This window comes from Streptomyces sp. NPDC087844, from assembly GCF_044742785.1.
In the GTDB taxonomy this organism is placed as follows: Bacteria; Actinomycetota; Actinomycetes; order Streptomycetales; family Streptomycetaceae; genus Streptomyces.
The window spans coordinates 469,012-495,101 of record NZ_JBIUVD010000003.1; the positions used below are offsets into that span (position 1 = coordinate 469,012).

23 protein-coding genes are annotated in these 26,090 nt (G+C 70.5%); 13 read left to right on the top strand and 10 right to left on the bottom strand.

All coding sequences use genetic code 11. The annotated features are described in order from the left end of the window. Nucleotides 1–109 precede the first annotated feature (109 nt). Nucleotides 110–1,684: a hypothetical protein gene (locus ACIOKD_RS08990; RefSeq protein WP_402080252.1), complete on the top strand. Its 1,575-nt coding sequence runs from the start codon at nucleotides 110–112 to the stop codon at nucleotides 1,682–1,684. A gap of 150 nt (nucleotides 1,685–1,834) precedes the next feature. Here the strand turns inward: ACIOKD_RS08990 and ACIOKD_RS08995 are convergent, their stop codons facing one another. Beyond that, nucleotides 1,835–2,191: a HesB/IscA family protein gene (locus ACIOKD_RS08995; RefSeq protein ID WP_398288012.1), complete on the bottom strand. Its 357-nt coding sequence runs from the start codon at nucleotides 2,189–2,191 to the stop codon at nucleotides 1,835–1,837. 339 nt (nucleotides 2,192–2,530) lie between these two features. On the opposite strand from ACIOKD_RS08995, the gene nadA reads away from it, so the two are divergent. The 3 genes from nadA (at nucleotide 2,531) to ACIOKD_RS09010 (ending at nucleotide 5,805) form a co-directional block, all read left to right on the top strand. Then, the gene (gene nadA, locus ACIOKD_RS09000) at nucleotides 2,531–3,715 is read left to right on the top strand and encodes a quinolinate synthase NadA (RefSeq protein WP_402080256.1); all 1,185 of its coding nucleotides are present in this window, start codon (nucleotides 2,531–2,533) and stop codon (nucleotides 3,713–3,715) included. Between the two features lie 222 nt (nucleotides 3,716–3,937). Further along, nucleotides 3,938–4,585, top strand: coding sequence for an esterase/lipase family protein (locus ACIOKD_RS09005; RefSeq protein ID WP_402080259.1), 648 nt, complete (start codon nucleotides 3,938–3,940; stop codon nucleotides 4,583–4,585). 326 nt (nucleotides 4,586–4,911) lie between these two features. Beyond that, the gene (locus ACIOKD_RS09010; protein WP_402080261.1) at nucleotides 4,912–5,805 is read left to right on the top strand and encodes a hypothetical protein; all 894 of its coding nucleotides are present in this window, start codon (nucleotides 4,912–4,914) and stop codon (nucleotides 5,803–5,805) included. 517 nt (nucleotides 5,806–6,322) lie between these two features. Here ACIOKD_RS09010 and ACIOKD_RS09015 read toward each other — a convergent pair. Then, on the bottom strand, nucleotides 6,323–6,865 hold the full coding sequence (locus ACIOKD_RS09015) for a hypothetical protein (protein WP_402080263.1): 543 nt from the start codon (nucleotides 6,863–6,865) through the stop codon (nucleotides 6,323–6,325). Nucleotides 6,866–7,762: 897 nt separating this feature from the next. Between ACIOKD_RS09015 and ACIOKD_RS09020 the strand changes: the two genes are divergently transcribed. Continuing rightward, the gene (locus ACIOKD_RS09020) at nucleotides 7,763–7,951 is read left to right on the top strand and encodes a hypothetical protein (RefSeq protein WP_402080265.1); all 189 of its coding nucleotides are present in this window, start codon (nucleotides 7,763–7,765) and stop codon (nucleotides 7,949–7,951) included. Nucleotides 7,952–7,956: 5 nt separating this feature from the next. Here ACIOKD_RS09020 and ACIOKD_RS09025 read toward each other — a convergent pair whose 3' ends face one another. Further along, nucleotides 7,957–8,262, bottom strand: a complete 306-nt coding sequence (locus ACIOKD_RS09025; protein ID WP_402080267.1) for a hypothetical protein — start codon at nucleotides 8,260–8,262, stop codon at nucleotides 7,957–7,959. 158 nt (nucleotides 8,263–8,420) lie between these two features. Here ACIOKD_RS09025 and ACIOKD_RS09030 point away from each other — a divergent pair, with 158 nt between their 5' ends. Beyond that, nucleotides 8,421–9,266, top strand: a complete 846-nt coding sequence (locus tag ACIOKD_RS09030) for a helix-turn-helix domain-containing protein (protein WP_402080270.1) — start codon at nucleotides 8,421–8,423, stop codon at nucleotides 9,264–9,266. Continuing rightward, nucleotides 9,245–9,448 carry a DUF397 domain-containing protein gene (locus tag ACIOKD_RS09035; RefSeq protein ID WP_402080272.1) on the top strand — a complete coding sequence of 68 codons (204 nt, stop codon included), beginning with the start codon at nucleotides 9,245–9,247 and terminating at the stop codon, nucleotides 9,446–9,448. The genes ACIOKD_RS09030 and ACIOKD_RS09035 overlap by 22 nt, the downstream gene beginning before the upstream one ends. A 75-nt stretch (nucleotides 9,449–9,523) precedes the next feature. Here the strand turns inward: ACIOKD_RS09035 and ACIOKD_RS09040 are convergent, their stop codons facing one another. The 5 genes from ACIOKD_RS09040 to ACIOKD_RS09060 form a co-directional block, all read right to left on the bottom strand. After that, complete coding sequence (locus ACIOKD_RS09040) at nucleotides 9,524–12,622, bottom strand: efflux RND transporter permease subunit (RefSeq protein WP_402080275.1); 3,099 nt, start codon at nucleotides 12,620–12,622, stop codon at nucleotides 9,524–9,526. Between the two features lie 219 nt (nucleotides 12,623–12,841). Continuing rightward, nucleotides 12,842–13,519 carry a response regulator gene (locus ACIOKD_RS09045; protein ID WP_402080278.1) on the bottom strand — a complete coding sequence of 226 codons (678 nt, stop codon included), beginning with the start codon at nucleotides 13,517–13,519 and terminating at the stop codon, nucleotides 12,842–12,844. After that, complete coding sequence (locus ACIOKD_RS09050) at nucleotides 13,516–14,829, bottom strand: sensor histidine kinase (protein WP_402080280.1); 1,314 nt, start codon at nucleotides 14,827–14,829, stop codon at nucleotides 13,516–13,518. Before ACIOKD_RS09050 ends, ACIOKD_RS09045 begins: the two co-directional genes overlap by 4 nt. Before the next feature lie 282 nt (nucleotides 14,830–15,111). Continuing rightward, the gene (locus ACIOKD_RS09055; protein WP_402080283.1) at nucleotides 15,112–15,390 is read right to left on the bottom strand and encodes a hypothetical protein; all 279 of its coding nucleotides are present in this window, start codon (nucleotides 15,388–15,390) and stop codon (nucleotides 15,112–15,114) included. 34 nt (nucleotides 15,391–15,424) lie between these two features. Continuing rightward, a complete protein-coding gene (locus tag ACIOKD_RS09060; protein WP_402080286.1) occupies nucleotides 15,425–16,234 on the bottom strand; it encodes a PspA/IM30 family protein in 810 nt (269 codons plus the stop codon). Between the two features lie 299 nt (nucleotides 16,235–16,533). On the opposite strand from ACIOKD_RS09060, the gene ACIOKD_RS09065 reads away from it, so the two are divergent. Beyond that, on the top strand, nucleotides 16,534–17,160 hold the full coding sequence (locus tag ACIOKD_RS09065; protein WP_402080288.1) for a DUF3043 domain-containing protein: 627 nt from the start codon (nucleotides 16,534–16,536) through the stop codon (nucleotides 17,158–17,160). Nucleotides 17,161–17,243: 83 nt separating this feature from the next. Beyond that, nucleotides 17,244–17,945, top strand: a complete 702-nt coding sequence (locus tag ACIOKD_RS09070) for a class I SAM-dependent methyltransferase (protein WP_402080290.1) — start codon at nucleotides 17,244–17,246, stop codon at nucleotides 17,943–17,945. A 159-nt stretch (nucleotides 17,946–18,104) separates the two neighbouring features. On the opposite strand, the gene ACIOKD_RS09075 is transcribed toward ACIOKD_RS09070, so the two are convergent. Next, a complete protein-coding gene (locus tag ACIOKD_RS09075; protein ID WP_402080292.1) occupies nucleotides 18,105–18,317 on the bottom strand; it encodes a hypothetical protein in 213 nt (70 codons plus the stop codon). Nucleotides 18,318–18,565: 248 nt separating this feature from the next. On the opposite strand from ACIOKD_RS09075, the gene ACIOKD_RS09080 reads away from it, so the two are divergent. Further along, entirely contained in the window at nucleotides 18,566–19,765 is a 1,200-nt protein-coding gene (locus ACIOKD_RS09080; RefSeq protein ID WP_402080295.1) for a bifunctional adenosylcobinamide kinase/adenosylcobinamide-phosphate guanylyltransferase, read from the top strand. Nucleotides 19,766–19,811: 46 nt separating this feature from the next. Here ACIOKD_RS09080 and ACIOKD_RS09085 read toward each other — a convergent pair whose 3' ends face one another. Next, a complete protein-coding gene (locus ACIOKD_RS09085) occupies nucleotides 19,812–20,984 on the bottom strand; it encodes a class I SAM-dependent methyltransferase (protein WP_402080297.1) in 1,173 nt (390 codons plus the stop codon). A gap of 211 nt (nucleotides 20,985–21,195) precedes the next feature. On the opposite strand from ACIOKD_RS09085, the gene cobT reads away from it, so the two are divergent. The 3 genes from cobT to ACIOKD_RS09100 all read left to right on the top strand — a co-directional run bounded on the left by cobT (nucleotide 21,196) and on the right by ACIOKD_RS09100 (nucleotide 25,980). Continuing rightward, the gene (gene cobT / locus ACIOKD_RS09090) at nucleotides 21,196–22,308 is read left to right on the top strand and encodes a nicotinate-nucleotide--dimethylbenzimidazole phosphoribosyltransferase (RefSeq protein WP_402080299.1); all 1,113 of its coding nucleotides are present in this window, start codon (nucleotides 21,196–21,198) and stop codon (nucleotides 22,306–22,308) included. Between the two features lie 210 nt (nucleotides 22,309–22,518). After that, a complete protein-coding gene (locus tag ACIOKD_RS09095) occupies nucleotides 22,519–24,459 on the top strand; it encodes a phosphatidylglycerol lysyltransferase domain-containing protein (RefSeq protein WP_402080301.1) in 1,941 nt (646 codons plus the stop codon). A gap of 699 nt (nucleotides 24,460–25,158) precedes the next feature. After that, nucleotides 25,159–25,980, top strand: coding sequence for an adenosylcobinamide-GDP ribazoletransferase (locus ACIOKD_RS09100; RefSeq protein WP_402080698.1), 822 nt, complete (start codon nucleotides 25,159–25,161; stop codon nucleotides 25,978–25,980). Nucleotides 25,981–26,090: the final 110 nt, after the last annotated feature.

The following is a 26,090-nucleotide window of genomic DNA, read 5'->3' on the forward strand; positions in this document are numbered from 1 at the left end:
CCCCTGAAGGGAACCGCACGCTCCCCCGCCGCGTCCCATCGCTGTCCCCCGTAAAGGGGAGGCAGGATACGACCCCGCTCGACGACGGCGTGGCAGAAGGAGCAATGCGGTGGACACCGAGCGACCCGACAACGAAGCGGCCGAAGCCGCCGACGAGGACCAGCCGCGCCGACGGCGTTCGCCGGTGGCCGTCGCCATGGCGTCGGCCGCCGTGCTCCTCGTCGGAGGCGGCGGGGCGTACTTCGCCGCCACCGCGACCGGCGGCTCCGGAGGCAAGGACAGTTCCGGTACGCCGCGCGGCGACGGGACTCCGCCGCTGCTCGCCCTCGACGGCTACACGGAGAGCGGTGCGAGCGGCACCGCCGGTACGGGTGGCATCGCGCCCGGTGAGCCCGACCCGAACGGCGTGACCTACCGCGCCGGGGGCGAGCTGCCGGACGGCCCCTCCTCCGCGGCCGTCCACCGGACGAAGGGCACGGTCACGGCGGCCGAGGTGGCGAAACTCGCCAAGGCGCTGGGAGTGGAGGGCACGCCGAAGGCGGAGGGTGACGCCTGGAAGGTCGGAGCCACGAAGGACGGTTTCGGGTCCGGTCTGCGGGTGGGCAGGCAGGCACCCGGCAGCTGGACGTTCAGCCGCTTCGCACCCGGCACCGACAACTGCAAGAGCACCACCACGTGCGCCAACCGGAGCGCGGACGGGAGCGAGAGCGGGAGCGCGGGCGGGAGCGAGAGCGCAAAGGGCGCCGACGTGGACCCGGTCGGCGCTGCCGCCGCGAAGAAGGCCGCGGCGCCGGTCCTCAAGGCGGTCGGCCAGGACGACGCGAAGCTCGACGCCGGTCAGCTGATGGACGCCGTGCGCGTGGTGAACGCGGAGCCGAAGGTGGGCGGGCTGCCGACCTACGGCTGGACGACCGGCGTGCAGATCGGCCCGGACGGCCAGGTGGTGGGCGGCAGCGGCCACTTGAAGGTACCGGTGAAGACGGACACGTACCCCGTCATCAGCGCCGAGAGGACGCTCGGCCTGCTGAACGGGTCCGGGGCGGGTGACGGGCGCGTGGGCATCGGCGGCTGCGCGAGCCCCGTACCGCTGAAGGACAGGGACGAGACGCCGTGTGAGGCGTCGAGCACGGCGCCGAAGTCCGATCCGGTCGTCGTGGAGGACGCCGTGTTCGGTCTCGCCGCGCACTTCGTGGACGGCCGGCAGGCGCTGGTGCCGTCCTGGCTCTTCGAGGTACGGCCCTCGGGTGCCGACGACAGTTTCACGGTCACCCATCCTGCGGTCGACCCGAAGTATCTGACGGCTCCGCGGCCTCCGGAAGCCGATCCGAGCGTCGGCCCGACCGGCCGGCCGAGTCCGCGCACGAGCGAATCCGGCGGCGGGACGAGCGCGGCGCCCTCGGCCCGGGGCGTCCGGGTCGAGGGGTACAGCGCGGACGGCAAGGAGCTGACCGTGCGCTTCACCGGCGGTGTGTGCAGCGACTACTCGGCCTCGGCGGACGAGAGCGGCGGCACGGTGACGGTCCGGGTGACCGACAAACCGGAAAAGGGCAAGGTCTGCATCCTGATCGCCAAGGTCTTCCACGAGAAGATCGACCTCGACAAGCCGCTCGGGGACCGGAAGGTGGTCGGCTCGGACGGCAAGGCCGTGCCCCAGGAGAAGGACTTGCCCGACCCGACCGGATGACGGCCGGTCAGCCGGGCAGCACCGGGCAGCACCGGGCAGCACCGGGCAGACCATGGCCGGTCGGTACGAGAACGCGAAAGGCGGCGCCCCGTTGGAGGGGGCGCCGCCTTTCGCTGTCGCCACGGCTTACGGGGCCATGACCACGGCCTACTAGCTGAACGAGTCGCCGCAGGCGCAGGACCCCGACGCGTTGGGGTTGTCGATCGTGAAGCCCTGCTTCTCGATGGTGTCCACGAAGTCGATGGAGGCGCCGCCCAGGTACGGAGAGCTCATTCGGTCGGTGACGACCTTCACACCACCGAAGTCCTTGACGACGTCGCCGTCGAGGGAGCGCTCGTCGAAGAAGAGCTGGTATCGCAGGCCGGAGCAGCCGCCGGGCTGGACGGCGACGCGCAGCGCCAGATCGTCGCGGCCCTCCTGCTCCAGCAGGCCCTTGACCTTGGCCGCGGCGGCGTCCGACAGGAGGATGCCGTCGCTCACGGTGGTGGTCTCGTCCGATACGGACATCTGCTTCTCTCCCGGGTTGTACGGAGACTGCTTGCCGACGGTTCCAACCGGCGGGGCCGCGGATTCATTCCGGGCCGGGCGTCGAGTCTTTGTCTTCTCTCTTCATGCTCGCACACCCGCCCCGAAGCGGAAAACGACCTGTGGACAACCTCGCGGAACAGCTGTCGGTGGCCTCACGGCCACCTCCACGGGATTCACGTCACATGGACGCTATGGGCATCGTCAACGTGACATGAAGCGGATATGATAGATAGCGTCATTTAGACGAAAAGGCGTGTCCTGCTTGATCGCTCCAGTCGGACGGTCCAAGTGAGCCGCAGAACAGAAAGGGTGTGTGTCGTGACCACCGCCCAGACCCAGGAACTCGACGTACAGCCGACGCCCCTCGCCCTGCTGCTGCTCGGCCGGGAGGCCGACCCGCGGAGCGAGCGCGGCGTCGAGTGTCCCGGTGACCTGCCCTCGCCGTCCGACCCGAATCTGGTGGAGCGCGCCCGCGCCGCGAAGGAGAAGCTCGGCAGCAAGGTGTTCGTACTCGGTCACCACTACCAGCGCGACGAGGTCATCCAGTTCGCGGATGTCACGGGCGACTCCTTCAAGCTCGCCAGGGACGCCGCGGCGCGCCCCGAGGCCGAGTACATCGTGTTCTGCGGTGTGCACTTCATGGCCGAGTCGGCGGACATCCTGACCTCCGACGACCAGAAGGTCGTCCTGCCCGACCTGGCCGCCGGATGCTCCATGGCCGACATGGCCACCGCCGAGCAGGTCGCCGAGTGCTGGGACGTGCTGACCGAGGCCGGGGTGGCCGAGCAGGTCGTACCCGTCTCGTACATGAACTCCTCCGCGGACATCAAGGCGTTCACGGGCAAGCACGGCGGCACGATCTGCACGTCGTCCAATGCCAAGAAGGCGCTGGACTGGGCGTTCGAGCAGGGCGAGAAGGTGCTGTTCCTGCCCGACCAGCACCTGGGCCGCAACACGGCCGTACGCGACCTCGGGATGTCGCTGGACGACTGCGTCCTCTACAACCCGCACAAGCCGAACGGCGGCCTGACCGCCGAGCAGCTGCGCAACGCGAAGATGATCCTGTGGCGCGGGCACTGCTCGGTGCACGGCCGCTTCTCGGTGGAGTCGGTGGAGGACGTCCGCGCCCGGATACCCGGCGTGAACGTGCTCGTGCACCCGGAGTGCAAGCACGAGGTCGTGAGCGCCGCGGACTACGTGGGCTCCACGGAGTACATCATCAAGGCGCTGGAGGCGGCCCCGGCCGGCTCCAAGTGGGCCATCGGCACGGAGCTGAACCTGGTCCGCCGCCTGGCGAACCGGTTCGCGCCCGAGGGCAAGGAGGTCGTCTTCCTCGACAAGACGGTCTGCTTCTGCTCGACCATGAACCGCATCGACCTCCCCCACCTGGTCTGGACGCTGGAGTCCCTGGCGGAGGGCAACCTCGTCAACCGCATCGAGGTCGACAGCGAGACGGAGCAGTTCGCGAAGCTGGCGCTGGAACGGATGCTTGCGCTGCCGTAACCGGTTCCGCACGTATGTAAGGGGCGCCCTTCGGCCAGAGGGGCGCCCCTTACGCGTCGTACTTTGTCTACGGCATGGCAACACAGCGCAGTCGGGTCGACGATCTCGGGCAAGGCTCTGTTACGTGGGATCAGGACCTTCGGGAAGTCCATCGAAGGGCTCGCTCTGCCGGCGAACCTGAGGGACGGCCACCCGGGCGACGGGGTACGACCGGCCGGGCTGATGCCAGACCTCCACGCCCTGCCCGGAGTCTCCCCGCTGATCGACGGCTACAGCGGGCTGCTGGACTGGCTGGAGCGGCACTTCACCCTGCGTCGGCGGCTGCCGGGTGATGATCCGCGTACGCCGGTGAACCTGGTCGGCTTCGCGTACGACTGGCGGCTCTCCTGCCGCTACAACGCCGAGCGCCTCGCGGAACGGGTCTACGAGGAACTGGGGCGGTGGCGCGCGTCGGCGCCGGAGCGGGGCGCGGCCCGGGTCGTCTTCGTGTGTCACTCCATGGGCGTGCTGGTGACCCGGCAGTACGTCGAGCGGGGCGGCGGTGCCGAGGTCAACCGCCGAGTCGTCACTCTGGGCACGCCGTACCGGGGCTCGCTGGACGCGCTGCTCTCCCTGGTCGACGGCCACCGCCCCGGGTTCGGTCCTGCCTCCCTCGACCTCACGGCCTTCGCCCGGAGCCTGCCGTCCCTGCACCAGCTGACGCCGGACTACGCGTGCCTGGCGGGCGCCCCCGGTCACGCCGGAGACACCGGTGCACCGGGGGCCGGAGGACGGTGCGACACCGCTCGGTGTCCGGGTGCCGGATGTGATGGTCGAGGGCGAGGTGTGCAAGGTCGAGGTCTCGGTACCGCGGGCGGCGGCCGGCCATGACGAACTGGCTGTCGCCGTGCGCGCGGAGGGCGGCTCGGAGCGGACAATGCGCAACCTGGGCGACGGCAAGTACGCGGCCTCGCCTGCCGGGCTGGGCCCTGGGGCGCATCGTGTACGGGTGAGTGCGCGGAACGCGGCCGAGGCGGCGGTGACGGGGCTGATGCTGGTGCTGGAGAGGGACTGGGACTCCTACGGTGACGACGGTGGGACCTGCGACCCCGTCAGCACCCGACCCCGCGCCGCGGCCTCATCTCGGCCTCCTCACCGTCGTCGCGGGTCCCGCGAACTGCGGTCGGCACGGGCATGAGGAGCCGTAGCATCGGCCCATGAGGGAATCCGGGGCGGACGCCTACTTACTCGTCTGGATGTACGAGCGCAGCAGGCAGGGGCAGGGCGATCCGGTCAGTCCGGACGACTTCCCCGAGGAATGGAGACGCAGCGCCCGCTTCAAACTCCGCACCGACCTGCACGAGTTGGTCCGCCGGGACCAGCTGAAACGGGTCTTCGCGTTCGGCAAGGGCCACTTGTACCGCCTCACGTACGCCGGTGAACTGGAGGCGCAGCGGCTCCTACACCTGCGACGCGACACCGACGGGCGCCAGCAGCACGCCCGCGACGGCCTGGTGTCCACGGCCTTCCGGGCGTCCTACAGCCCCACGGTCGTCCTGGAAGCGTTTCTCACCATGCCCCAGTCGTTCATGTACGGCTCCCCTCTCACCCTCGCCGAAGTGCGCACAGCGGCGGCCTACTTGGCGGAACAGGGTCTCGCCACACTCCATGAAGGGGACGCACAACATCCGCTGCAAGCCCTCCTGACGCTTACTCAGGTGGGAATCCAGTGCGCCGGCAGTTCACTTTCCGTAAAGGACTACCTTATGCAGAACGGCCACCACCCGACGTACACCACCAATATGCACGGAGGCACGGCCCAGGTCGGCTCTGGCAACACGCAGAACAACACCTTCGGCTTCGATCCCTCCCAGTTCGCGGACTTCGCCCGCCAGGTCCTCGCGGCCGCACCCCGGGTCGGCACCACCGATGAACTCCGTGACCAGATCGCCCTCGACGCCTCCTCGCTCGAAGCGGAGAGCACCAGCCAGGCCCCTGAACCGGGCGGTGTGCGACGGGCCCTGGAAAGGCTGGTGGGGACCCTCGAACGGCACGCCACCGACAGTCTCGCGCAATATCTCTACGACGCCGGCCGCAACCTCCTGCCCTGACCACCCGATGCCTACCTCGGGGCGGCCCGTTCCCATGTCGGTGTCCAAACGCCGGCAGCGCGGGCGCGTCCGTACGTACGGAGCCGAGGTGGCCCGCGTCAGGATCAGGGTGGCGAACAGCTCCGAGGCCGCTCGGGTAGGTGCCGGCTGGAGAGGTGGCGGGCGTCGTCGTGGGTGTAGGCGAAACCCGAGGTCTGGCCTTGTTTGATGATGCTCCCCCAGGCAGCCGGTCTCGTAGTAGTCGAGGGTGCCGATGGCGTCGCTGATGGTGTGGCGTGTGCCGTCGCCGTTGTAGGTGTAGGCGGCGGGTGCGGTGTCGGAGTAGTCGAGTTCGGTGGGTGAGTCGCTGGTGTCGAATGTCGTGATGGTGCGCAGCCATCGGGCCCTCGGAGACGAAGCTCAGCAGCGCGATCCTGTGAGGCTTCAAGAGGTCATCGATCCGCACGTACAGTGCAGTTGCGAGGGCGTCTACCTCGGTCGCCGCACCCTGAGAGTGGGCACTTTCGCGTCTGTGCAGCTACCCCGTTGGAATCGGCGTCCATTCGGCACGCCGGAAGTGGAAGGGCTTCCCGCCCTGTTGTTCCAGGTCGCCCCAGAGGTTGCTGGCCAGGTGCCGGGACAAGTTGTTCAGGGACGTGTAGTCGAGACCTAGCTGCCGCTCTTTGAGGTAGTCCACCAAGAGATCTCTGACTGGGCGGCAGCGGACGCCGAACCGGTCGACGCGCTGCTCCACCGACACCTGCCCACTGGTGTTCGCCAGGTAGTGCAACGAGCTGGGTGCTTCTGCAGGCAGCGTCCCCAACTCTCGCAGCCAGGCGCAGAAGAGGGTGTTGCCCGGAGTTTTGGCGTTCGCTGCTTTGAGTGCGGCGAGATACTCCACGGCGTCGCCGACGGTGATGTCCGCCACGGTGCCGCCCCGGGCGGACACGGTCTTGACCAGCGAGTGCAGGGCATCACGCCCGACCTTGGAGGACCACGTGGCAGATTCGACCATCGCTTCAAGCTGGGCGAATAATTCCGGATCACGGGCAGGGATGAGCCCGATCCGCAGGCTCGTCATGTTGGCCGAGGTCCGTAACAGCAGCCAGGGGAGGGCGGGCCCGACAACGTCTGCGCAGATCAGACTCAGCAGCCCTCCCAACAATGCCTGCCGTTGCGAGGGGCCAGCAGCCGTTCCGATCCACTCGGGTGCCAACCAGGCCCAGTCGTTGCCAGGACGCGTGCTCGCGGGACTGGCGTTCCAGCGCTGCTGCCAGGTGGCCCCCGGGAGAGTCTCCAGCCGCTGCAAGGTCTTTGGATCTCGACCTCGTCCGCGTCCAGGAGGACAACGGGCCTCCATTCATCTCCCGCCTCCGCCAGCTGTCCGGTCTCGGGCAGCACGAAGCTCGCCAACTCCCTCTCGGGATCACGTTCAAGCATCCAGGGAAGCTAGCAGAAAGGGCGTCTGACCTGCGAAAATGATCTAGTCGGTTCAGTCAACGGTTCCTCGCCGCACTGCCCGACTCCGTCTAGGCCGCCTTCGAGGAGGACCTGCGGTCCGGTTTGACGCGGGTACGCGACGACGGGAGCGAACTCCCCTCAGCGGCCCGGGACCTGCTCACGGCACTTGCGTGGCCGGCCGGCCGGGGCATGCCCGCCGGAGGGGTTCGGGAGGCGGTGGCTTCGGCGCTGGGGGGCCGCACCGCCGATGCCCTCTATGACGAGAGCGACGTGGACTGGGTGCTGTCCGCGCACGGCCGTTACATCGGCGAGGACGGCGGGGGTTCCCAGGCCGTGTATCGGTTGTACCACCGGGAGTTCGTGTCACATCTGAGGAGGCGTGAAGGGCTTGAGGGCTCGGCTGCCGGGGTCGTGGTGCTGCGGGCGGTCGTGGATCTGCTCAGGCAGCAGGCGACCGTTGGGGACTGGAGCGTGGTCGATCCGTATGTGCGGGGGTGGTTGGCCACCGACCGCCTGCATGATGCTGGGTCCCTCCGACTGTGTGGACCCGCCCCTCCTCCACTCCGCTGTCGACCGGCTCCCCGAGGCACACTTCCTGATCGGCCCGGAGGTACGGGCGCTGCCGCCGGGACAGCCGGTCAAGCCCCGGCGGTACGAGACCGTCGCCCGCTTACGCAAGCCACGGTTCCGCCCGCCCTCGCCCTGACGGACTCATTCCCGCGTTTCCTGCGGCAACCGCGCGCCCCGGCTCGCGGCGATCCGCAGCGCGTCCCCCAGCGCCTCCGCCAGACGCACCCCGTGAAGCGCAACTCCCGGTCCCCCCACTCCCCTTTCGGCGAGCAGCGGCTTCGCCTGCGTCAGGACGAACTCGGCCGAGTCGAGCAGATCCGCCTCCAACTCGTCGGCCATACGGGACAGGCGGCTGCCGGAGTCGTCCGTGCTGAGGTAGCACGGGGCGCCCTCCGGAGTGGTCCACGGGAGCAACCGCAGTCGGGCACCCATTCCATCGCGCATCATCTTGCGTCACTCCCTCCGAAACAGCCCCTGTGGCGGGCCTGAACACCGATAGTTACTTTGTGCGCCTCCATCGTCACCGTGTGGCATGCGACCTCGACAGGGGTGCCCTGTCCCATCGTCGCGAACGGGACAACAGAGACAACAGAGAGGTGAGCCCAATGACGTTCAAGCCGCAGGCCCTGACTCCGTACCTGTCCGCCCGCCACTACTTCGGCTCCGAGCAACGCCGCCACCGCGAGGACGCGGGTCTGTCACTCGTACAGCTCGCGGGCATCGTGAACTCCAGCAAGAGCACGCTCGCGCGCGTCGAGACGGCGGAGTTGATGCCTCCGCCCGACCTGCCGCCGCGTCTCGACGCGGCGTTCGGGACGGACAAGCACTTCCATGGGCTGTACCAACTGGCCAGGCGGGAGGCCCATCCCGACCAGTACCGCCGCTACATGGACTTTGAGGGGACAGCGGAATCCATCGAACAGTACGGGGCACAGGCACTGCCTGGCCTGCTGCAGACCAAGGCCTACGCACGGGCGTTGCTGCGCTGCCAGGAAGACCTGAGCGCGGAACAGGTCGAGGAGCGCGTCACGGCCAGGATGGCCCGGCAGGAAAGGCAGCGCTCGGACTCACCGCCGCTGCGCTGGGCGATCATCGACGAGTCGGTGCTTGGCCGCCAAGTCGGCGGCCCGGCCTGCATGTACGAGCAGCTGGCTTCGCTGCTCGACCAAGCGGATACTCCGGACAGTAAGGTTCAGGTCATGCCGTTCAGCGCGGGTCCGCACTCGTTGATGGGCAGCGCGCTGACTCTGCTGACTCTCCCCAACGGCTCCACGATGGCCTACGAAGAAGGCATCCAGGCCGGTCACCTCTACGAGGACCCGGATGCGGCGAAGAAGTGGCGGCGCCAGTACGAGGTGCTGCGCGCCAACGCTCTCACGCTGCCTGAGTCGGTGAAGCTGATCCGGAAGGCAATGGAGGACCACCAGCCATGCGACACCCCGCCGAGCTGAGCACTGCCCGCTGGCGCAGGAGCAGTTACAGCAACACCAATGGGGGTGAATGTGTCGAGATCGCCGAGGACTGCCCCCACCTCGTCCCCGTACGCGACAGCAAGAACCCCCACGGCCCCATACTCGTCGTCCCAGCCGCCGCCTGGGCCGAGTTCGTCAACTCCCTGAAGACGTCTCTCTGAAGGCGAGGGAACGCGGACACGACCGTGCCCCCGTACGAAGCACGTCGTACGGGGGCACGGTCACCTGCCAGTTGCTCAGACGCCCGCCGGCTCCCGCTCGGCGGCAGCCTCCCGCTTCGCGGACTTCTTCGTCGCGCGGCGCTCCTTGCGGAGTTCCACCATCGCGTAGAGCGTCGGTACGAGCAGCAGGGTGAGCAGTGTCGACGTGATCAGGCCGCCGATCACGACCACCGCGAGCGGCTGGGCTATGAAGCCACCCTCGCCGGTGATGCCCAGGGCCATCGGCAGCAGGGCGAAGATGGTCGCCAGGGCCGTCATGAGGATCGGGCGGAGGCGGTGCCTGCCGCCTTCCACCACGGCCTCCACGACCCCGTACCCCTGCTTGCGGTACTGGTTGATCAGGTCGATCAGCACGATCGCGTTGGTGACGACGATGCCGATGAGCATCAGCATGCCGATCATCGACGGGACACCCATCGGAGTGCCGGTGATGATCAGCAGACCGATCGCGCCCGTCGCCGCGAACGGGATCGAGACGAGCAGGATCAGCGGCTGGATCAGCGACCGGAAGGTCGCCACCAGCAGCATGAACACGATCGCTATCGCCGCGAGCATTGCGAGGGCGAGGGACGCGAACGCGTCGTCCTGGTCCTCGGACACCCCGCCGATGGAGGCCGTGGCACCGGCCGGCAGCTTGAGCTTGTCGAGCTTCGTGGTGAGCTCGTTGCTTACCGCGCCCGTGTTGTCGCCCGTCGGCTTGGCCGTGATGGTGGCCGCGCGCTGACCGTCGATACGGGTCATCGAGACCGGCCCGTCGACCAGCTTCACCGTCGCGATGTCGCCGAGCTTCACCGCGCCGAGCTTGAGGCTCTTCAGCTCGGCCAACGTCTCGGCCGGCTTCGCCGACTTGATGACGACGTCCCGCTCGGTGTCGTCCAGGATCGCCTTGCCGCTGGTGGTACCACGTACGGCCTGGCCGACGGCCGCGCCGAGCGTGGTGTCGTTGAACCCGGCAGCCGCCGCCTTGTCGTTGGCCTTGACCGAGATGCGCGGCACCGACTGGGCGAGGTCGCTGGTGACGTCGGTGACGTCGTCCAGCTTCGCGACCTCGTCGCGGACCTTCTCCGCGGCCTCGCGCAGCACCTCGCCGTCGGCGGACTTCACCACGACGCTCAGGTCCTGGCTGCCGAACCCGTCACCGGCCGCGACCGTCGTCGTACCGATCCCGGAGAGCTTGCCGAGCCCCTCCTCGATGCTGTCCTGGACGTCGTCGAAGGAGGCCGAGTCGGCGACCTTGACGGTGTACGAGGCCTGGTTGGTGTCCGTGCCCCCGCCGAACGCGGCCATGAAGCCGGAGGAGCCGATCGTGACCTGGTAGTCCTCGACGCCCTTGACGTCGGCGAGCATCCCCTCGACCTTCTTCGCCTGGGCGTCGGTCGCCGCCAGGCTGGTGCCGGGCTTCAGCTCCTGCTTGACGGTGAGGACCTCCTGGTCGCCCGCGTCGAAGAAGTTCGTCTTCAGCAGGGGTGTCATACCGAACGTGCCGATGAGTACGACCACCGCGATCGCCACACTGGTGAGGCGGCGGCGGGTGGCGAAGCGCAGCACGGGCACGTAGAAGCGCTGGAGGCGGCTGCGGGCCTCCTTCTCCTCGGCCTTGCGGCGCGCCTCCTCCGGCTCGGCTCCGCGCACGTCCTTGGGGGCGCGCAGGAACCAGTACGAGAGGACGGGGACGACCGTCAGCGATACGAGCAGCGAGGCCAGCAGGGCCGCCGTGACCGTGAGGGAGAACGAGCCGAACAGCTCGCCGACCATGCCGCCGGTCAGGCCGATGGGCAGGAAGACCGCGACCGTGGTGAGGGTCGAGGAGGTGACCGCTCCCGCGACCTCGCGTACCGCCTTGAGGATCGCCTCCTGGCGCTCCTCGCCGTAGCCGAGGTGCCGCTTGATGTTCTCCAGGACCACGATCGAGTCGTCCACGACCCGGCCGATGGCGATGGTCAGGGCGCCCAGGGTGAGGATGTTGAGCGATTCGTCGCGGACCCAGAGCACGATCAGTGCGAGGACGACGGACATCGGGATCGAGACCGCGGTGACCAGCGTCGAGCGGACCGACGCCAGGAAGACGAGGATGACCAGGACCGCGAAGAGCAGTCCGAGCGCTCCTTCGGTGGTCAGGCCCTTGATGGACTTGGAGACGGCGGGGCCCTGGTCGCTGACGACCGTCAGGGTGGCGCCTGAGCCGAGGTCCTTGCGCAGGCCCGCCAGCTTGTCCTGGACCGCGTCGGAGACCGCGACCGCGCTGCCGTCGTGGTCCATGGTGACGGAGACGGCGAGGCTGGGCCTGCCGTCGGTGCGGGTGATCGACTCCGTCCTGGCGGGCTTCTCCGCGACGGTGGCGACGGTCGCCAGGCGTACGGGCTTCTTGCCGCCCTCGCCGGTGACCATCAGGTCCTCGATCTGCTGCAGCGAGGTGAAGCCGCCGCCGACCTGGACGGTGCGGTTGCTGCCGTCCTCGTCGAAGGAACCGGCCGGTACGGTCGCGCCGCCCGCCTGCAGGGCCTGGCCGAGCGCGGCCGTGGTCAGCCCCGCCTTCGCGAGCTTCGCGTCGTCGGGCGTGACCGCGACCTCAAGGTCCCGTACGCCGTCGACCGTGACCTGGGCGACGCCGTCGATGTCCTTCAGCGCGGGGACGACCGTACGGTCCAGCTGGTCCGAGAGGGCCTGCTGGTCCTTGCTGGAGGTGACGGCGAGGACCACGGTCGGGATGTCGTCGGTCGAACCGGCGACCACCTGCGGGTCCACGTCGTCCGGGAGCTGGACGCGGGCGCGGTTCACGGCCTGCTGGACGTCGGCGACGATCCGGGCGGAGTCGTTGCCGTAGTCGAAGGAGGCCATGATCAGGGCGTTGCCCTCGCTGGCCGTGGAGGTGACGCCGGAGATCCCGTCGACCGCTTCGAGGTTGTCCTCGATGGGCTCGACGACCTGCTTCTCGACCACGTCGGGGGACGCGCCCTGGTACGGCGCCAGCACCGACACCATGGGCAGTTCGATGGTGGGCAGCAGCTGCTGCTTGAGTTGCGGGATCGCTATCGCGCCGAAGACGAGCGCGATGATCGACATCAGCCCGATGAGGGCACGCTGGGCGAGGCTGAAGCGGGACAGCCAGGACATGGGTGACGGGTCTCTCTTCTGTTGCTTGAGGCTGTTGCCTGTGTGTCTTGAGGCTGTTGCCTGTGTGTCTTGAGGCTGTTGCCTGTGTGGGGAGCGGCGCGATGGGCTCATGTGAGCGTCCGTCTATCACTCTGAGCCATCGGCGGGGCACTCCCCTCGCCCCCAGGTCCCGTTTACTTATACGGCGCATACCGCGCCCGCAGTATGTACGGGTGGAGCTCACTCCACCCTTGGGCGTACCAGTCCGGACTCGTAGGCGATCACCACGAGTTGGGCCCGGTCGCGGGCTCCCAGCTTGGCCATGGCCCGGTTGACGTGCGTCTTCACGGTGAGCGGACTGACTTCCAGACGTTCGGCGATCTCGTCGTTGGAGTGTCCGCCACCGACCTGGACGAGGACTTCGCGCTCGCGGACGGTAAGTGCTTCGAGGCGTTCGGCGCGGGCGGGATCGCGGTCGTCGTCGCCGCCCTGCGCGAGGAACTTCGCGATCAGTCCCTTGGTGGCGACGGGCGACAGCAGGGCGTCGCCGGCCGCCGCGACGCGGATGGCGTTGAGCAGTTCCTCCGGCTCCGAGCCCTTGCCGAGGAAGCCGGAGGCGCCGGCCCGCAGCGACTGCACCACGTACTCGTCGACCTCGAAGGTCGTCAGCATGACGACGCGCACGTGGGCGAGGCCGGGGTCGGCGCTGATGAGCCGGGTCGCGGCCAGCCCGTCCGTGCCGGGCATGCGGATGTCCATCAGCACGACGTCGGCCCGTTCCTCGCGGGCGAGGCGTACCGCCTCCGCGCCGTCCGAGGCCTCTCCGACGACCTCCATGTCGGGCTCCGAGTCGACCAGGACGCGAAAGGCGCTGCGCAGCAGTGCCTGGTCGTCGGCGAGCAGGACACGGATCGTCATACGGGGTTCCCCTTGGCTGCCTCGGTCGTGGACGCGGTGGTCGTGGACGCGGTGGTCGTGGACGCGGTGGTCGTGGAGGCGGTGGTCGTGGACGCGGTGGCTCCGGCCCGGCTCTTGACCGGCAGGATCGCATGCACCCGGAAGCCGCCGCCGTATCGGGGTCCCGCGCTGCAGGTCCCGCCGAGCGCGGTGACCCGCTCGCGCATGCCGAGCAGTCCGTGGCCGCCGTTCTCCTCCAGGCGGGCGGCCGCGTCGTCACCGGGGCCGTTGTCCAGGACGGTGATCTCCACGTTCGGTCCCACCCGTACGACGCTGACCTCGGCGTTCGCCTCCTGGCCCGCGTGCTTGCGCACATTGGTGAGGGCTTCCTGGATGACGCGGTACGCGGCCAGGTCGACGGCGGCGGGCAGGGCCGTGCCCTGGTCGGTGCGGGCCACTTCGACGGGCAGGCCCGCGCTTCGGAAGGTGCCGACGAGCTCTTCCAGGCGGTGCAGGCCCGGGGCCGGCTCGGTGGGGGCCTCGGGGTCGCCCGACTGTCGCAGCAGGCCGACCGTGGCGCGGAGTTCGTTGAGCGCGGAGCGGCTGGCCTCGCGGACGTGGGCGAGGGCCTCCTTCGCCTGGTCGGGGCGTTTGTCCATGACGTGCGCGGCGACTCCGGCCTGCACGTTGACCAGGGCGATGTGGTGGGCGACGACGTCGTGCAGATCGCGGGCGATGCGCAGGCGTTCCTCCGCGACCCGGCGGCGGGCCTCCTCCTCGCGGGTGCGTTCGGCTCGCTCGGCGCGCTCTCTGATGGCGTGCACGAAGGCGCGGCGGCTGCGGACCGCGTCGCCCGCGGCGGCGGCCATGCCGGTCCAGGCGAAGATTCCCAGATTCTCCTGGGTGTACCAGGGCAGAGGTCCCGCGAGCATGGCGAAGCCCGTCAGGACCGTCATGGTGAGCAGGCCCACGCGCCAGGTGGTGGGGCGGTCGGTCGCGGCGGCGACGGTGTAGAGGGCGACGACGGCGGACATCGCGACGGGGGCGCGGGGGTCGCCGGTCACGAACTCCACGACGGACAGGGCGCCGGTCGCGGCGAGGACCCAGATCGGGTACCTGCGGCGGAGGATCAGGGTGGTCGCGGCCAGGAGCATGAGGGTGAGGCCGAGGGGGTCGGGGGCGGGGGTGCCCCACATCGTGCCGCCGTGCCGGCCGTTCGGCTCCGCGAACGAGCCGGCCAGCATGCACGCGAGGACCGCGGCCGCGAGGGTGCCGTCGGCCACCAGGGGGTGGGACCGCAGCCAGTCCCTTGCGCGCGTCAGAGTGCTCACGGTCATCGAGCGTACGGGCCGCCGGCGGGGGTGGGGAGTCGCGGCTGCGGGTTGGAGGGGGCTGGGTGCGCCGTTCCCCGCGCCCCTGGGGGGTTGGTGGGGCGGACGGGGAGTCGCGTGTGCGGGTCGGACGGGGCTGAGTGCGCCGTTCCCCGCGCCCCTAGGGGGTGAGGCAGACGGGGAGTCACGTGTGCGGGTCGGACGGGGCCGGGTGCGCCGTTCCCCGCGCCCCTGGAGGGGGGCCGATGCGCGGGAGCGCCCAGGTGGTGGCGGGACGGGGGCTCAGTTGGGGAGCAGGCCGTCGTCGCGCAGCATCGCCCTGACCTCCGACAGCGTCGCGTCCGGGGACGGGAGGATGAGCTCGGAGGGTTCGAGGGAGTCGTCGGGGAGCGGAGCTCCAAGCCGGCGCACCGCGTCGAGCAGCGCTCCCAGCGTCCGCCGGAAGCCCTCCTCGTCCCCGGACCGCGTCTCCGCGAAGAGCTCGTCGTCCAGCTCGTTCAGGTCGGCGAGGTGGCCATCGTCCAGCCTCACCTGTCCCTCCCCCATGATCCGTACGATCATGACGCCCTCCTCGGCGTGGGACGTCCCCCGGCGACTACTGCTTGTCGAAGCGCGGGGTGTCCTGCGACTGCGGCTGCTGCGGCTTCTGCTGGGACTGAGTCTGCCCCTGACCGCCCTCGATCGCCTGCTGGGACGAGGAACCCCCGGCCAGCTCGGCCTTCATGCGCTGCAGTTCGAGCTCGACGTCCGTGCCACCCGACAGCCGGTCAAGCTCGCTCTGGATGTCGTCCTTGGCGAGCCCTGAGTGGTCGTCGAGGGCGCCCGAGGCGAGCAGCTCGTCGATGGCGCCGGCCCGCGCCTGGAGCTGCGCGGTCTTGTCCTCGGCCCGCTGGATGGCCATCCCGACGTCGCCCATCTCCTCGGAGATGCCGGAGAAGGCCTCGCCGATCCGGGTCTGCGCCTGAGCGGCCGTGTACGTCGCCTTGATCGTCTCCTTCTTGGTGCGGAAGGCGTCGACCTTGGCCTGGAGCCGCTGCGCGGCGAGGGTGAGCTTCTCCTCCTCGCCCTGCAGGGTCTGGTGCTGCGTCTCCAGGTCGGTCACCTGCTGCTGGAGAGCGGCCCGGCGGGACAGCGCCTCCCGGGCGAGGTCCTCACGGCCGAGCGCGAGCGCCTTGCGGCCCTGGTCCTCCAGCTTGGAGGACTGGCCCTGCAGCTGGTTCAGCTGCAGCTCCAGGCGCTTGCGGGAGGTCGCCACGTCGGCGACGCCACGGCGCACCTTCTGCAGCAGTTCCAGCTGTTTCTGATACGAGTAGTCGAGGGTTTCGCGCGGGTCCTCGGCCCGGTCAAGGGCCTTGTTCGCCTTCGCGCGGAAGATCATCCCCATACGCTTCATGACACCGCTCATGGGCTTCGCGCGCCCCCTTCTGACGGACTCCGGCTCCAGCGACTGCAACAGAACCCACAGTACGGGCCCTGCATCCATTACCGCACTGTTCGGGGACGGATGCGCTCATCCCCAAGGACGACTGACGACGATCTTGCTCCGGCGTAGGGAGTAGATGTTCCCCAGGGTTCGTTCCGGGTCGGCTCCGGACTCGTCCCGGGGTCGGCACGCGCAACCGCACGCCACCACCCCATTTCAGGCCTCCTGTCCCCCTACAGACGACCGGTGTTGCCGGATCGTTCCCCACTCGGCTGACGTCCATGCCTCCGCACCCCTTACCCTTGGGTTTTGTGTTCCGTAGCCGCGCCAAAGACGAGAAGGCCCACGCCGACAAGGCGTCGGTGACCGACTCCCCTCAGATCCGTGACCCGCAGGCCCCCAAGGGCAGGCCCACTCCCAAGCGCAGTGAGGCCCAGTCCCAGCGCCGCAGCGTGGCCAGTACGCCGACGTCGCGCAAGGAGGCCTCCAAGCGGCAGCGCGACGAGCGCCGCGCCCACATGGAGAAGCAGCGCCAGGCGCTGGCCAGTGGTGACGAGCGTTATCTGCCCGCGCGTGACAAGGGCCCGGTGCGCAAGCTCGCGCGTGACTTCATCGACTCGCGGTTCTGCATCGCCGAGTTCTTCCTGCCGCTCGCCGTGGTCATCCTCGTGCTGAGCATGGTCCGGATCGCTCAGCTGCAGAACGTCGCGCTGCTGATGTGGCTCTTCGTGATCGTGCTGATCGTGCTCGACTCCGTCGGCATCGCGATCCGCCTGAAGAAGCAGCTGGCCGCGCGCTTCCCGGACGAGCCCAGGCGCGGCGCCGTCGCGTACGCGCTGATGCGCAGCCTCCAGATGCGTCGCCTCCGGCTGCCGAAGCCGCAGGTCAAGCGCGGAGAGCGGCCCTGAGCGCGGCACCCTTCTCGGGAGGCGCGGCGGATGCCTGGCTGAGCAAGCTGGGCGCTCTGCGTGATGTCGTACGGCAGGAGCTGATGGCCCGGCAGCTCGACGAGCAGATAGCCGGGCGCTTCCCTGTCGGGCAGCGGCTGCGCGTGCTCGACGTGGGCATGGGCCAGGGCACGCAGGCCCTGCGGCTGGCCCGGGCCGGACACCAGGTGACCGGCGTCGAGCAGGACTCCACCATGATCTCCGTGGCGCGTCAGGCCCTCGCCGCCGAGCCGGAGGGCATCCGCGGCCGGGTCAGGATCGTCGAGAGCGACGGGCGCGACACCGGCGTCCACTTCCTGCCCGGCAGCTTCGACGTGGTGCTGTGCCACGGCGTACTGATGTACGTCGAGGAGCCCGACGCGCTGCTCGCGGGGCTCGCCCGGATGCTGGCCCCCGGCGGCCTGCTGTCGCTGCTGGTGCGCAACGCCGACGCGCTGGCCATGCGGCCCGGGCTGGCCGGCGACTGGGCGGGGACGCTGACCGCCTTCGACACCAGCACGTACACCAACCGGCTCGGGCTGGCCGTCCGCGCCGACGGGCTCGACACCCTCACCGGCACCCTCGCCGGGATCGGCGCGCCGCTGCACGCCTGGTACGGGGTGCGGGTCTTCACGGACACGGCCGCCGACGACGCGGCGGTGCCGGACGACGTGGACGCCCTGCTGGCCGCCGAGGAGCGGGCCGGCCGGACCGACCCCTACCGCCGGGTGGCGGCGCTGCTGCACCTGTGCGGCGTACGGGGCTGAAGCCCCCTGTCATCTGCTGCGCGGTCGGCGGCCGGGTTCATGGCCGGACAGCGAGTAGGGCCGCGGCCGGTTCGTACGGCCGCGGCCCTACTCGTACGGACCACGTACGGACCACGAGAACTCGTACCGATCTACGACGACTCGTACCGGTCTACGAGGTCAGGACGCCTCGGCGTGCAGGCTCATCGGGCCGTAGACCTCCGCGGCGTCCTCGAAGATCCGGACCTGGTCCGCTCCCCCCTCGGCCAGCTCCTTCCAGTTCTCGCCCAGCCAGGACTCCGCGTCGCCCTGGGTGGTGAACTCCTCGGGCTGGACCGCGGGCTGGACTTCCGTCCCGTCGGCCTTCTCGAACCGCCACGTCCATGCCGCCATGTCAGCCTCCCAAAAGTTCCCATGAGTACCGGGAAAGTACCGAGCAAGATCGGGCTCTCGTCGTCAGCCTAGGCGCTCCGTCGCTCGTCCGGTGTTCAAAAGTGCAGGTCGAGAACCAGTCGAGAACTATGGGGTGCCGGTGGTGGGTGTGCGCGCTCCGCGCCCGCGCTCGCCCGCGCCCCGGACGACATGCGCCCTTGTGCACCCCCTGACGGGCACGAGTCGCGCCGACACGGGAAAATCGCCCCGTGGAAGTGACTCTGCTTGGTACCGGCGGGCCCCTGGGGCTGCCCAGGCCCGATTGTTCGTGCGCCGTCTGCGCGGTGGCGCTCGGTGCGGACGCCCGCGCGGCCACCGCCCTGCTGGTGGACGGGACGCTGTTGCTGGACCTGACACCCGGGGCGGCCTTCGCGGCGGCCCGGGCCGGGCATTCGCTGAGCGGGGTGCGGCAGGTCCTGCTGTCCCACCCGCACGACGGACCCGCCGTGGAGGTTCCGGCGGGACTGCCGCAACCGGGGCGCGTGCCGGACGGCCGGCAACTGACGCTGCTGACGGGCCATCGGGTACGGGCGCTGTCGATGGACGCGCCGGGCACCGGGTACGCGGTCACGGGCCCGGACGGGCAGCGGCTGCTCTATCTGCCGCCGGGCGCGGCGCCCGCGGGCCTGGACGAGACGACCGAGACGTACGACATGGTGGTCGGTGATGTCGTCGGGCGGCCGGACGCGCTGGCCCGGCTGCGGCTGGTGGGTGCGGTGGGGCCCGCCACAGACGTGATCGCGGTGCATCTGGACCACGACGTGCCGCCGGGCCCGGAGCTGCGGCGGCGTCTCGCGGCGGCGGGGGCCAGGACGGTCCCGGACGGCAGGACGCTGACCGTCGGGGTGTACGAGGACGTGCCCGACGTACCGCGCCGGACGCTGGTCCTCGGCGGGGCCCGGTCGGGCAAGTCGGTGGAGGCGGAGCGACGCCTTGAGGCCTTCCCGGACGTGCTGTACGTGGCGACGGGCGGCGCGCGCAACGGGGACGGGGAGTGGGCGGCCCGGGTGCACGCGCATCGCGAGCGGCGCCCCGGCTCCTGGCGTACCGCCGAGACCTGTGACCTCGTACCCCTCCTCAAGCAGGACGGGTCCGCGCTGCTCATCGACTGTCTGTCCCTGTGGCTGACCGACGCGATGGACTCCGCGAACGCGTGGGACGACGCCGAGTGGGCCGGTGGCGGCGAGCGCGTGCTGCGGGCGCGCGTCGAGGAGCTGACGGCCGCCGTCCGCGAGTCGCGCCGCACGGTGGTCGCCGTCTCCAACGAGGTCGGCTCCGGGATCGTCCCCGCCACCCCCTCGGGCCGCCGCTACCGCGACGAACTGGGCCGCCTCAACGCGGCGTTCGCGACCGAGTGCGAACACGTGCTGCTGGTGGTGGCGGGCCAGGCGGTCGCCTTGAAGGGCTGAGGCCCGTCGGAGCCCGTCGGAGCCCGTCGGAGCACATCAGAACCCGTCAGAGGGAGGTCGCGCGCGGGTTCTTGCGGGCGATGATCCGGTACGCGTTCGAGAAGCGGGTGCGGCGCAGGAGCGGGGCCAGGGCGTGGTCCAGTACGAAGGCGGAGGCGAGCAGCGGGGCGGTGGCCCGGGTCAGGGCCGTACGGAGGGTGCGCTGGAGGTCGGTCGGCGGGGCGGGGCGCCAGGGCTCGTCGCCGCCCGGCAGCCGGTTGCCGATCGCCAGCGCCAGGGCGCCGGTCAGGTCGTAAGGGACGTGCGGTTCGCGTCGGTCGGTGGAGACGACCGAGCAGCCCAGTGCGTCCAGCTCGTCGAGCAGGTTGCGCAGCGGCATGAGGTGGAGGTGCTGCGGCTGGCAGTACGACACCCACCACTTGCCGAGCAGCGCGCCGAACGCGCAGTCCGGGTCCGGGACTTCGACGAGCAGGTGCCCGCCGGGGCGCAGCACGGCGAGCGCGGCGCGCAGTTCCTCGCGGGGGTCGGGGCTGTGTTCCAGGTGGTGGAACATGCTGACCACGTCGTAGCGGGCGCGCAGCCGGCCGACCAGGTCGGGCAGCCGGCCGCGGTGCGCCTCCTCGACCCGGCCCGCGGCCCGGGCCTTGTCGACGCGCGAGGTGGGGTCGAGTCCGTCGAAGGACGTGTACGTGAACAACTCCTTGGCCGCCGCAGGGAAGTGGCCGTGTCCCGTGCCGACGTCCAGCCAGCTCTCGGGCTCCGGGAAGGGGAGCATCGCGCGGGCAGCGGCCTCGTGGCGCCGACGGCCGGCCCGGGAACGCAGGGTCCGCTCGGCGAAGCCCTCGTGGTCCTGGTGTTCTTCGCCGCGGTCCTGGTTCTCGTAGAAGTCGCGGTAGTAGAAGGCGAGGCCCTCGGTGGTCAGGCGGGGGTTCTGGAAGGCGTGGGCGCAGTCCTCGCACTCGTCGACGACGAAGGTGCCGGGCTTGTGCTGGAGCAGGTCGGGGGTACGCAGCCGGGTACGCAGCCGCTCCGAACCGCACCAGGGGCAGTCGGGTCTGCGCGGTTCGTGGAAGTGATCGGTGCCCTGGGCCAGTTCTCCCAGGTACACGGCGCGGCGCTGGGCGACGGACTGCTGAGCGGAGGACGTGACGGGTGTGCGAGGTGTGGGAGGTGTGGCCGGGGTCGGGGGTGTGACGGGTGTGCGGGGTGTGGGGGGCATCGTCTGTCTGCTCCTGCCGGTCCGACGGGGTGTGACCCTGTAGAGGCTGATATGAGCCGCTAACAGCTGATACAAACCGGTATGACAATCCACTGCAAACCGGCACACATCGGATTGCGGTCTTCGGCGTGCCCGCTCCGTGCGGGCCACCTGCCGGCCACTGACCGCCCGTCAGGATCCCGGCCGGATCACTGCCGGTACTGTTCGGCGAATGAGCTCGCTTAATCTCGACGACTTCACCGATCTGATCGAGCGCCCCGACGGCGGCGTACGCCGTGACGCCGAGGCGCGCCGGGAGCGGCAGGTCGTGCCGCCCGGGTCCCTCGGACGCCTGGACGAACTCGGTGAGTGGCTGGCCGCCGCGCAGTCGGCGGTGCCGGTGCGGGCGATCGAGCGTCCGCGTGTGGTGCTGTTCGCGGGCGACCACGGGGTCGCCGGCCTCGGGGTCTCGGCGCGGTCCGCCGGGAGCGCGGACGACTTGGTGCGCTCCGTGCTGGACGGCGCCAGCCCCGTGTCGGTACTCGCCCGGCGGCTCGGGGTGCCCGTGCGGGTGGTGGACATGGCACTCGACTGCGAGCCCGAGAGCCTGCCCGACGAGGTCGTACGGCATCGGGTGCGGCGTGGGTCCGGGCGGATCGACGTGGAGGACGCGCTGTCCCTGGAGGAGGCGGAGGCCGCGTTCCGTGCGGGGGTCGCCGTCGCGGACGAGGAGGCCGACTCAGGGACCGACCTCGTCGTGCTGGGGGATGTGAGTGTCGGGGGGACGACCGCGGCGGCCGTGCTGGTGGCGGCGCTGTGCGGGACCGACGCGTCGGTGGTGACCGGGCGCGGGGGGCGGGCGATCGACGACCTCGCCTGGATGCGCAAGTGCGCGGCGGTTCGCGACGCGTTGCGTCGCGCTCGTCCCGTTCTCGGGGACCAGTTGCAGTTGCTCGCGACGGTGGGCGGGGCGGATCTCGCGGCGATCACCGGGTTCCTGCTGCAGAGTGCCGTGCGCAAGACGCCCGTGATTCTCGACGGGGTCGTGTCCGCGGCCTGTGCGCTGGTCGGACAGCGGGTCGCCTTCCGGGCGCCGGACTGGTGGCTGGCCGGGCAGAGCAGTGGGGAGCCGGCGCAGGCGAAGGCGTTCGACCGGATGGCGCTCGAACCGCTGCTTTCGCACGGGGTGACGGTCGGGGAGGGGGCGGGGGCGTTGCTCGCGTTGCCTTTGGTGCAGGCTGCTGCGGCGCTTGCGGCGGAGTTGCCTTTGACCTCTGCGGACTCCGGGGACTCCGGGGACTCCGGGGACTCCGGGGAGTCCGAGGGCGTGGGGGTCGAGCAGTAGGGGGTGAGGGCGGCCCGGTGCTTCGGGTGCGGGCCCGGTGGGGCCGTTCGCGCCGTTCCCCGCGCCCCTTCAAGACCTGAAAGACTGCGCCGTTCCCCGCGCCCCATGAAAGCCGAACGGACCGCGCCGGGCCGCAGACGCATTCCGCGTGCGAGCCGTCCCGCCCGGGTGGCGGGTCAGCGGCAAGGGTGCCCCATATGATCCACTTTCATGGGAAGCGCCCGATCCACCGCCGCGACATTCGCCGTGTGGTACCTCCGCATCGTCGCGTTCCTCAACTTCCTCAGCGCCGTATGGGTCTCCCTCGGCCAGGACGTGCGGCGCCACAACACGGAGGACTACTTCACCCCGTACCTGCTGACCGCCGGCTTCGCGTCAGGCGTGTTCACCATGTTCCTGGCGATCACGATGCGAAGGCGCAAGCGAGCCGCCTGGATCCTCAACCTGGCCCTGAGCGGAGCGTTCCTGCTGCTGTTCGCCTTCGCCATGGCCTTCCCGGAGGTCCGCCGGTACCCGCAGAACTGGATCTCCCTCGCCCTGACGGCGGCCTTCGTGGCCTCTCTGCTCATCGGCCGCCCCGCGTTCTACGCGAAGGGCGACCGCTCGAACCCCAGGCTCGCCGCGATCGTGGGCGTCGGCGGCCTCCTGGTCTGCTCCCTGCTGGCCGCACTCCTGGTGACCGTCACGAACCACGCCCACGACGCGCACCTGTCGACCTTCACCGACCGCTGGCGCTACGGCACCCTGCGACTCATCTCCGTCGCCGCCGACGACTCCCGCTTCCCCGGGATCACCACTCCCAACTGGGTGAACGTCGCCGTCAACGTACTCAGCACCCTGCTCGTCCTCGCCGTCCTCCACGCGGCCTTCCGCTCCCGCCGCGTCGTCGACCCGCTCACCGCGGACGACGAGGAACGGCTGCGGACCCTGCTCGACCGGCACGGCGACCGGGACTCCCTCGGCTACTTCGCGCTGCGCCGCGAGAAGAGCGTCGTGTGGTCGCCGACCGGCAAGGCCGCCGTCGCCTACCGCGTCGTCGGCGGTGTCTCGCTGGCCTCCGGCGACCCCATCGGCGATTCCGAGGCGTGGCCCGGCGCCATCGAACCCTGGCTCTCCGAGGCCCGCGCCCACGGCTGGATCCCCGCCGTGATGGGCGCGGGCGAGGAGGCCGGGACCGTCTACGCCCGGCACGGTCTCGACGCGCTGGAGCTCGGTGACGAGGCCATCGTCGAAACCGCCGAGTTCACCCTCGACGGGCGGGCCATGCGGACCGTCCGCCAGGCCTACAACCGCGTGCGGCGCGCCGGCTACCGGGTACGGGTCCGGCGGCACGAGGACATCCCGGCCGACGAGATGGCGTACCTCCTCGCCCGCGCGGACGACTGGCGGGACGGGGCGACCGAGCGCGGCTTCAGCATGGCGCTGGGGCGGCTCGGGGACCCGGGCGACGGCCGGTGCGTGATGCTCGAATGCCGGGACGGCGGCAGTGCGGAGGGGAACGCGGAAGGCGAGTTGCGGGCGGTGCTGTCCTTCGTGCCCTGGGGGCCCCGTGGGCTCTCCCTGGATCTGATGCGGCGGGACCGGGACTCCGAGAACGGGCTCATGGAGTTCATGGTGATCCAGCTCCTCCAGCGGGCTCCCGAGATCGGGATCACGCAGGTATCGCTCAACTTCGCCATGTTCCGTTCCGTCTTCGAACGCGGTGCGCGCCTCGGCGCGGGGCCGGTGCTGCGGCTGTGGCGCTCACTGCTCAGCTTCTTCTCGCGCTGGTGGCAGATCGAGTCGCTGTACCGCGCCAACGCCAAGTACCGGCCCGTCTGGGAGCCTCGGTTCCTGCTCTTCGAGAAGAGCGCCGACCTGCCGCGCATCGGCCTCGCCGCCGCCCGCGCGGAGGGTTTCCTGGAGGCGCCGGGCCTGCCGAAGTGGCTGCACCGCAAGCGACTGGATTCGCCTGCGCGAGCGAGCGGGTCGAAGCACGCATCAGGGGCGTCCGGGCAGGGAGCGTACGGGGTCCGGGTCGGGTCTGCCGCCGATCAGGTCCTGGAATCTGCGGCGCGGCCCCGCCCAGCGGCGATCGTGGTGGTAGGCCCGCAGACGGGCTCTGGCGCGGGCACGCGGCCGTCGCCGGTAGAAGCGTCTGGCCCAGAGTGACGTGGGGCGGGCGAGACGGATCGCGCCGACCAGGGCGACGAGCGGGACGATCACCCCGAAGATGGCCATCCGGGTCTTGCCCTTGCTCAGCGCCAGCAGTGCGACGAGGAAGTTCAGCCCGATGCTCACGACGGCACCGGCGCGGTCCTGCAACTCGTCCTCGGTGAGGTCGTTGACGCCGAACGGCAGGAAGCCGCTGAGCATCAGGCCGACCAGCGCCGCCGTGACCACCACGACCTCGACGCTCTTGCGGCCCTCCTCGCTCCAGTAGACGTCGTCGAGGTGCAGGATCAGCGCGAACTCGTCGAGCACCAGACCCGCGCCCATGCCGAACACCACGGCGAACACGGCCGAGCCGAAGCCGTGCCGGTCGCTGCCCACCGCGCCGAAGCCGCCGATGACGGTCAGCACGACCCCGGGGACGACGTGGTGGATGTGCAGACCGCCCGCCTTCACGTTGCCGAACGGGCCCTTGCCCGCCCGGATGAGCCGGACCACGGTCCGGGTGATCACGAAGGTCAGGACGAAGGAGGCCAGCGCCAGCAGCAGCGGCAGCTTTCCCGGTTCGATGATGTTCCGTGTCCACCAATGCCCCATATATGCACATTAGCCGCGACTGCCGTGCGCGTCCCGTGGTCGTCCAGCGGTCGTTCCGCGGGCGACGACCGGTAATCTGCGCCGGTGTCCACGCCCCCGCCGATCCCGTCGCCCGGCCCCGCACCCGAGACGCCCGAGACGCCCGCGGCGTCCTGGACCGACGGGCTCCGCTTCGCCTTCGGCACGCTGACCGTGTTCCCCGTGACCGTGCGGCGCTGGGACCGCGGGGCCGCGCGCACCGGGATGTCGATCGCGCCCGTCGCCGGTCTCGCGGTGGGTGTTCTCGCCGCCGGGACCGGCCTCCTCCTGCTGGTACTCGGGGCGGGCCCGCTCCTCGCGGCCGTCGCGAGCGCCGCCGTGCCCGCCGTCCTGACCCGCGGCCTCCACCTCGACGGCCTCGCCGACACCGCCGACGGCCTCGGCAGCGGCAAGCCCGCCGAGGACGCGCTGCGCGTCATGAAGCAGTCGGACATCGGCCCGTTCGGGGTCATCACCCTGCTGTTCGTCCTGCTCGCGCAGGTGGCGGCGCTCGCCCAGGCGTACGGGGACTCGTGGAGCCGGGGCGTTCTCGCCGCCGTCGTGTCCGCGACCGTCGGTCGTCTCGCCCTCACCCTGGCCGCGCGTGCGGGCGTGCCGGCCGCTCGGCCCGAAGGGCTGGGGGCGGCGGTGGCGGGCGCGGTGCCCATGCGGGCCGCCATCCTCACGGCCCTCGTCGTGACGGTCGCGGCGGCCGGCGCGGGCGCGCTTCTCGGGACGTACGGCGTGCTCGGATCCGTCCTGGCCGTCGTGCTCGGCTGCGCCGCCGCCGAGGGTCTGCTGCGGCACTGCGCGCGGCGGTTCGGGGGTGTGACCGGTGATGTCTTCGGCGCGCTTGAGGAGACGGCGGTGACCGTCGCGCTGGTCGCGTTCTGTCTCTTCGCCTAGGACCCGTTCCGGCGGCGGGAGTTCTTCGCCCCCGCCGCCCCTTCCCGTCCCGACCCTGAGGGCTGCGCCCCCAGACCCCCCTGTCGCGCTGCGCGCTCGTCCTCAAACGC

Coding starts and splice junctions, on each gene's coding strand:
- cobT (WP_402080299.1), top strand. CDS start 21,196: ATGAGCTCGCTTAATCTCGACGACTTCACCGATCTGATCGAGCGCCCC.
- ACIOKD_RS09085 (WP_402080297.1), bottom strand. CDS start 20,984: ATGCCCCCCACACCCCGCACACCCGTCACACCCCCGACCCCGGCCACA.
- ACIOKD_RS09020 (WP_402080265.1), top strand. CDS start 7,763: ATGATGCTGGGTCCCTCCGACTGTGTGGACCCGCCCCTCCTCCACTCC.
- ACIOKD_RS08995 (WP_398288012.1), bottom strand. CDS start 2,191: ATGTCCGTATCGGACGAGACCACCACCGTGAGCGACGGCATCCTCCTG.
- ACIOKD_RS09025 (WP_402080267.1), bottom strand. CDS start 8,262: ATGATGCGCGATGGAATGGGTGCCCGACTGCGGTTGCTCCCGTGGACC.
- ACIOKD_RS09070 (WP_402080290.1), top strand. CDS start 17,244: ATGGCCCGGCAGCTCGACGAGCAGATAGCCGGGCGCTTCCCTGTCGGG.
- ACIOKD_RS09030 (WP_402080270.1), top strand. CDS start 8,421: ATGACGTTCAAGCCGCAGGCCCTGACTCCGTACCTGTCCGCCCGCCAC.
- ACIOKD_RS09045 (WP_402080278.1), bottom strand. CDS start 13,519: ATGACGATCCGTGTCCTGCTCGCCGACGACCAGGCACTGCTGCGCAGC.
- ACIOKD_RS09015 (WP_402080263.1), bottom strand. CDS start 6,865: ATGACGAGCCTGCGGATCGGGCTCATCCCTGCCCGTGATCCGGAATTA.
- ACIOKD_RS09075 (WP_402080292.1), bottom strand. CDS start 18,317: ATGGCGGCATGGACGTGGCGGTTCGAGAAGGCCGACGGGACGGAAGTC.
- ACIOKD_RS09065 (WP_402080288.1), top strand. CDS start 16,534: ATGCCTCCGCACCCCTTACCCTTGGGTTTTGTGTTCCGTAGCCGCGCC.
- ACIOKD_RS09055 (WP_402080283.1), bottom strand. CDS start 15,390: ATGATCGTACGGATCATGGGGGAGGGACAGGTGAGGCTGGACGATGGC.
- ACIOKD_RS09040 (WP_402080275.1), bottom strand. CDS start 12,622: ATGTCCTGGCTGTCCCGCTTCAGCCTCGCCCAGCGTGCCCTCATCGGG.
- ACIOKD_RS09005 (WP_402080259.1), top strand. CDS start 3,938: ATGCCAGACCTCCACGCCCTGCCCGGAGTCTCCCCGCTGATCGACGGC.
- ACIOKD_RS09060 (WP_402080286.1), bottom strand. CDS start 16,234: ATGAGCGGTGTCATGAAGCGTATGGGGATGATCTTCCGCGCGAAGGCG.
- ACIOKD_RS09095 (WP_402080301.1), top strand. CDS start 22,519: ATGGGAAGCGCCCGATCCACCGCCGCGACATTCGCCGTGTGGTACCTC.
- ACIOKD_RS09035 (WP_402080272.1), top strand. CDS start 9,245: ATGCGACACCCCGCCGAGCTGAGCACTGCCCGCTGGCGCAGGAGCAGT.
- ACIOKD_RS09010 (WP_402080261.1), top strand. CDS start 4,912: ATGAGGGAATCCGGGGCGGACGCCTACTTACTCGTCTGGATGTACGAG.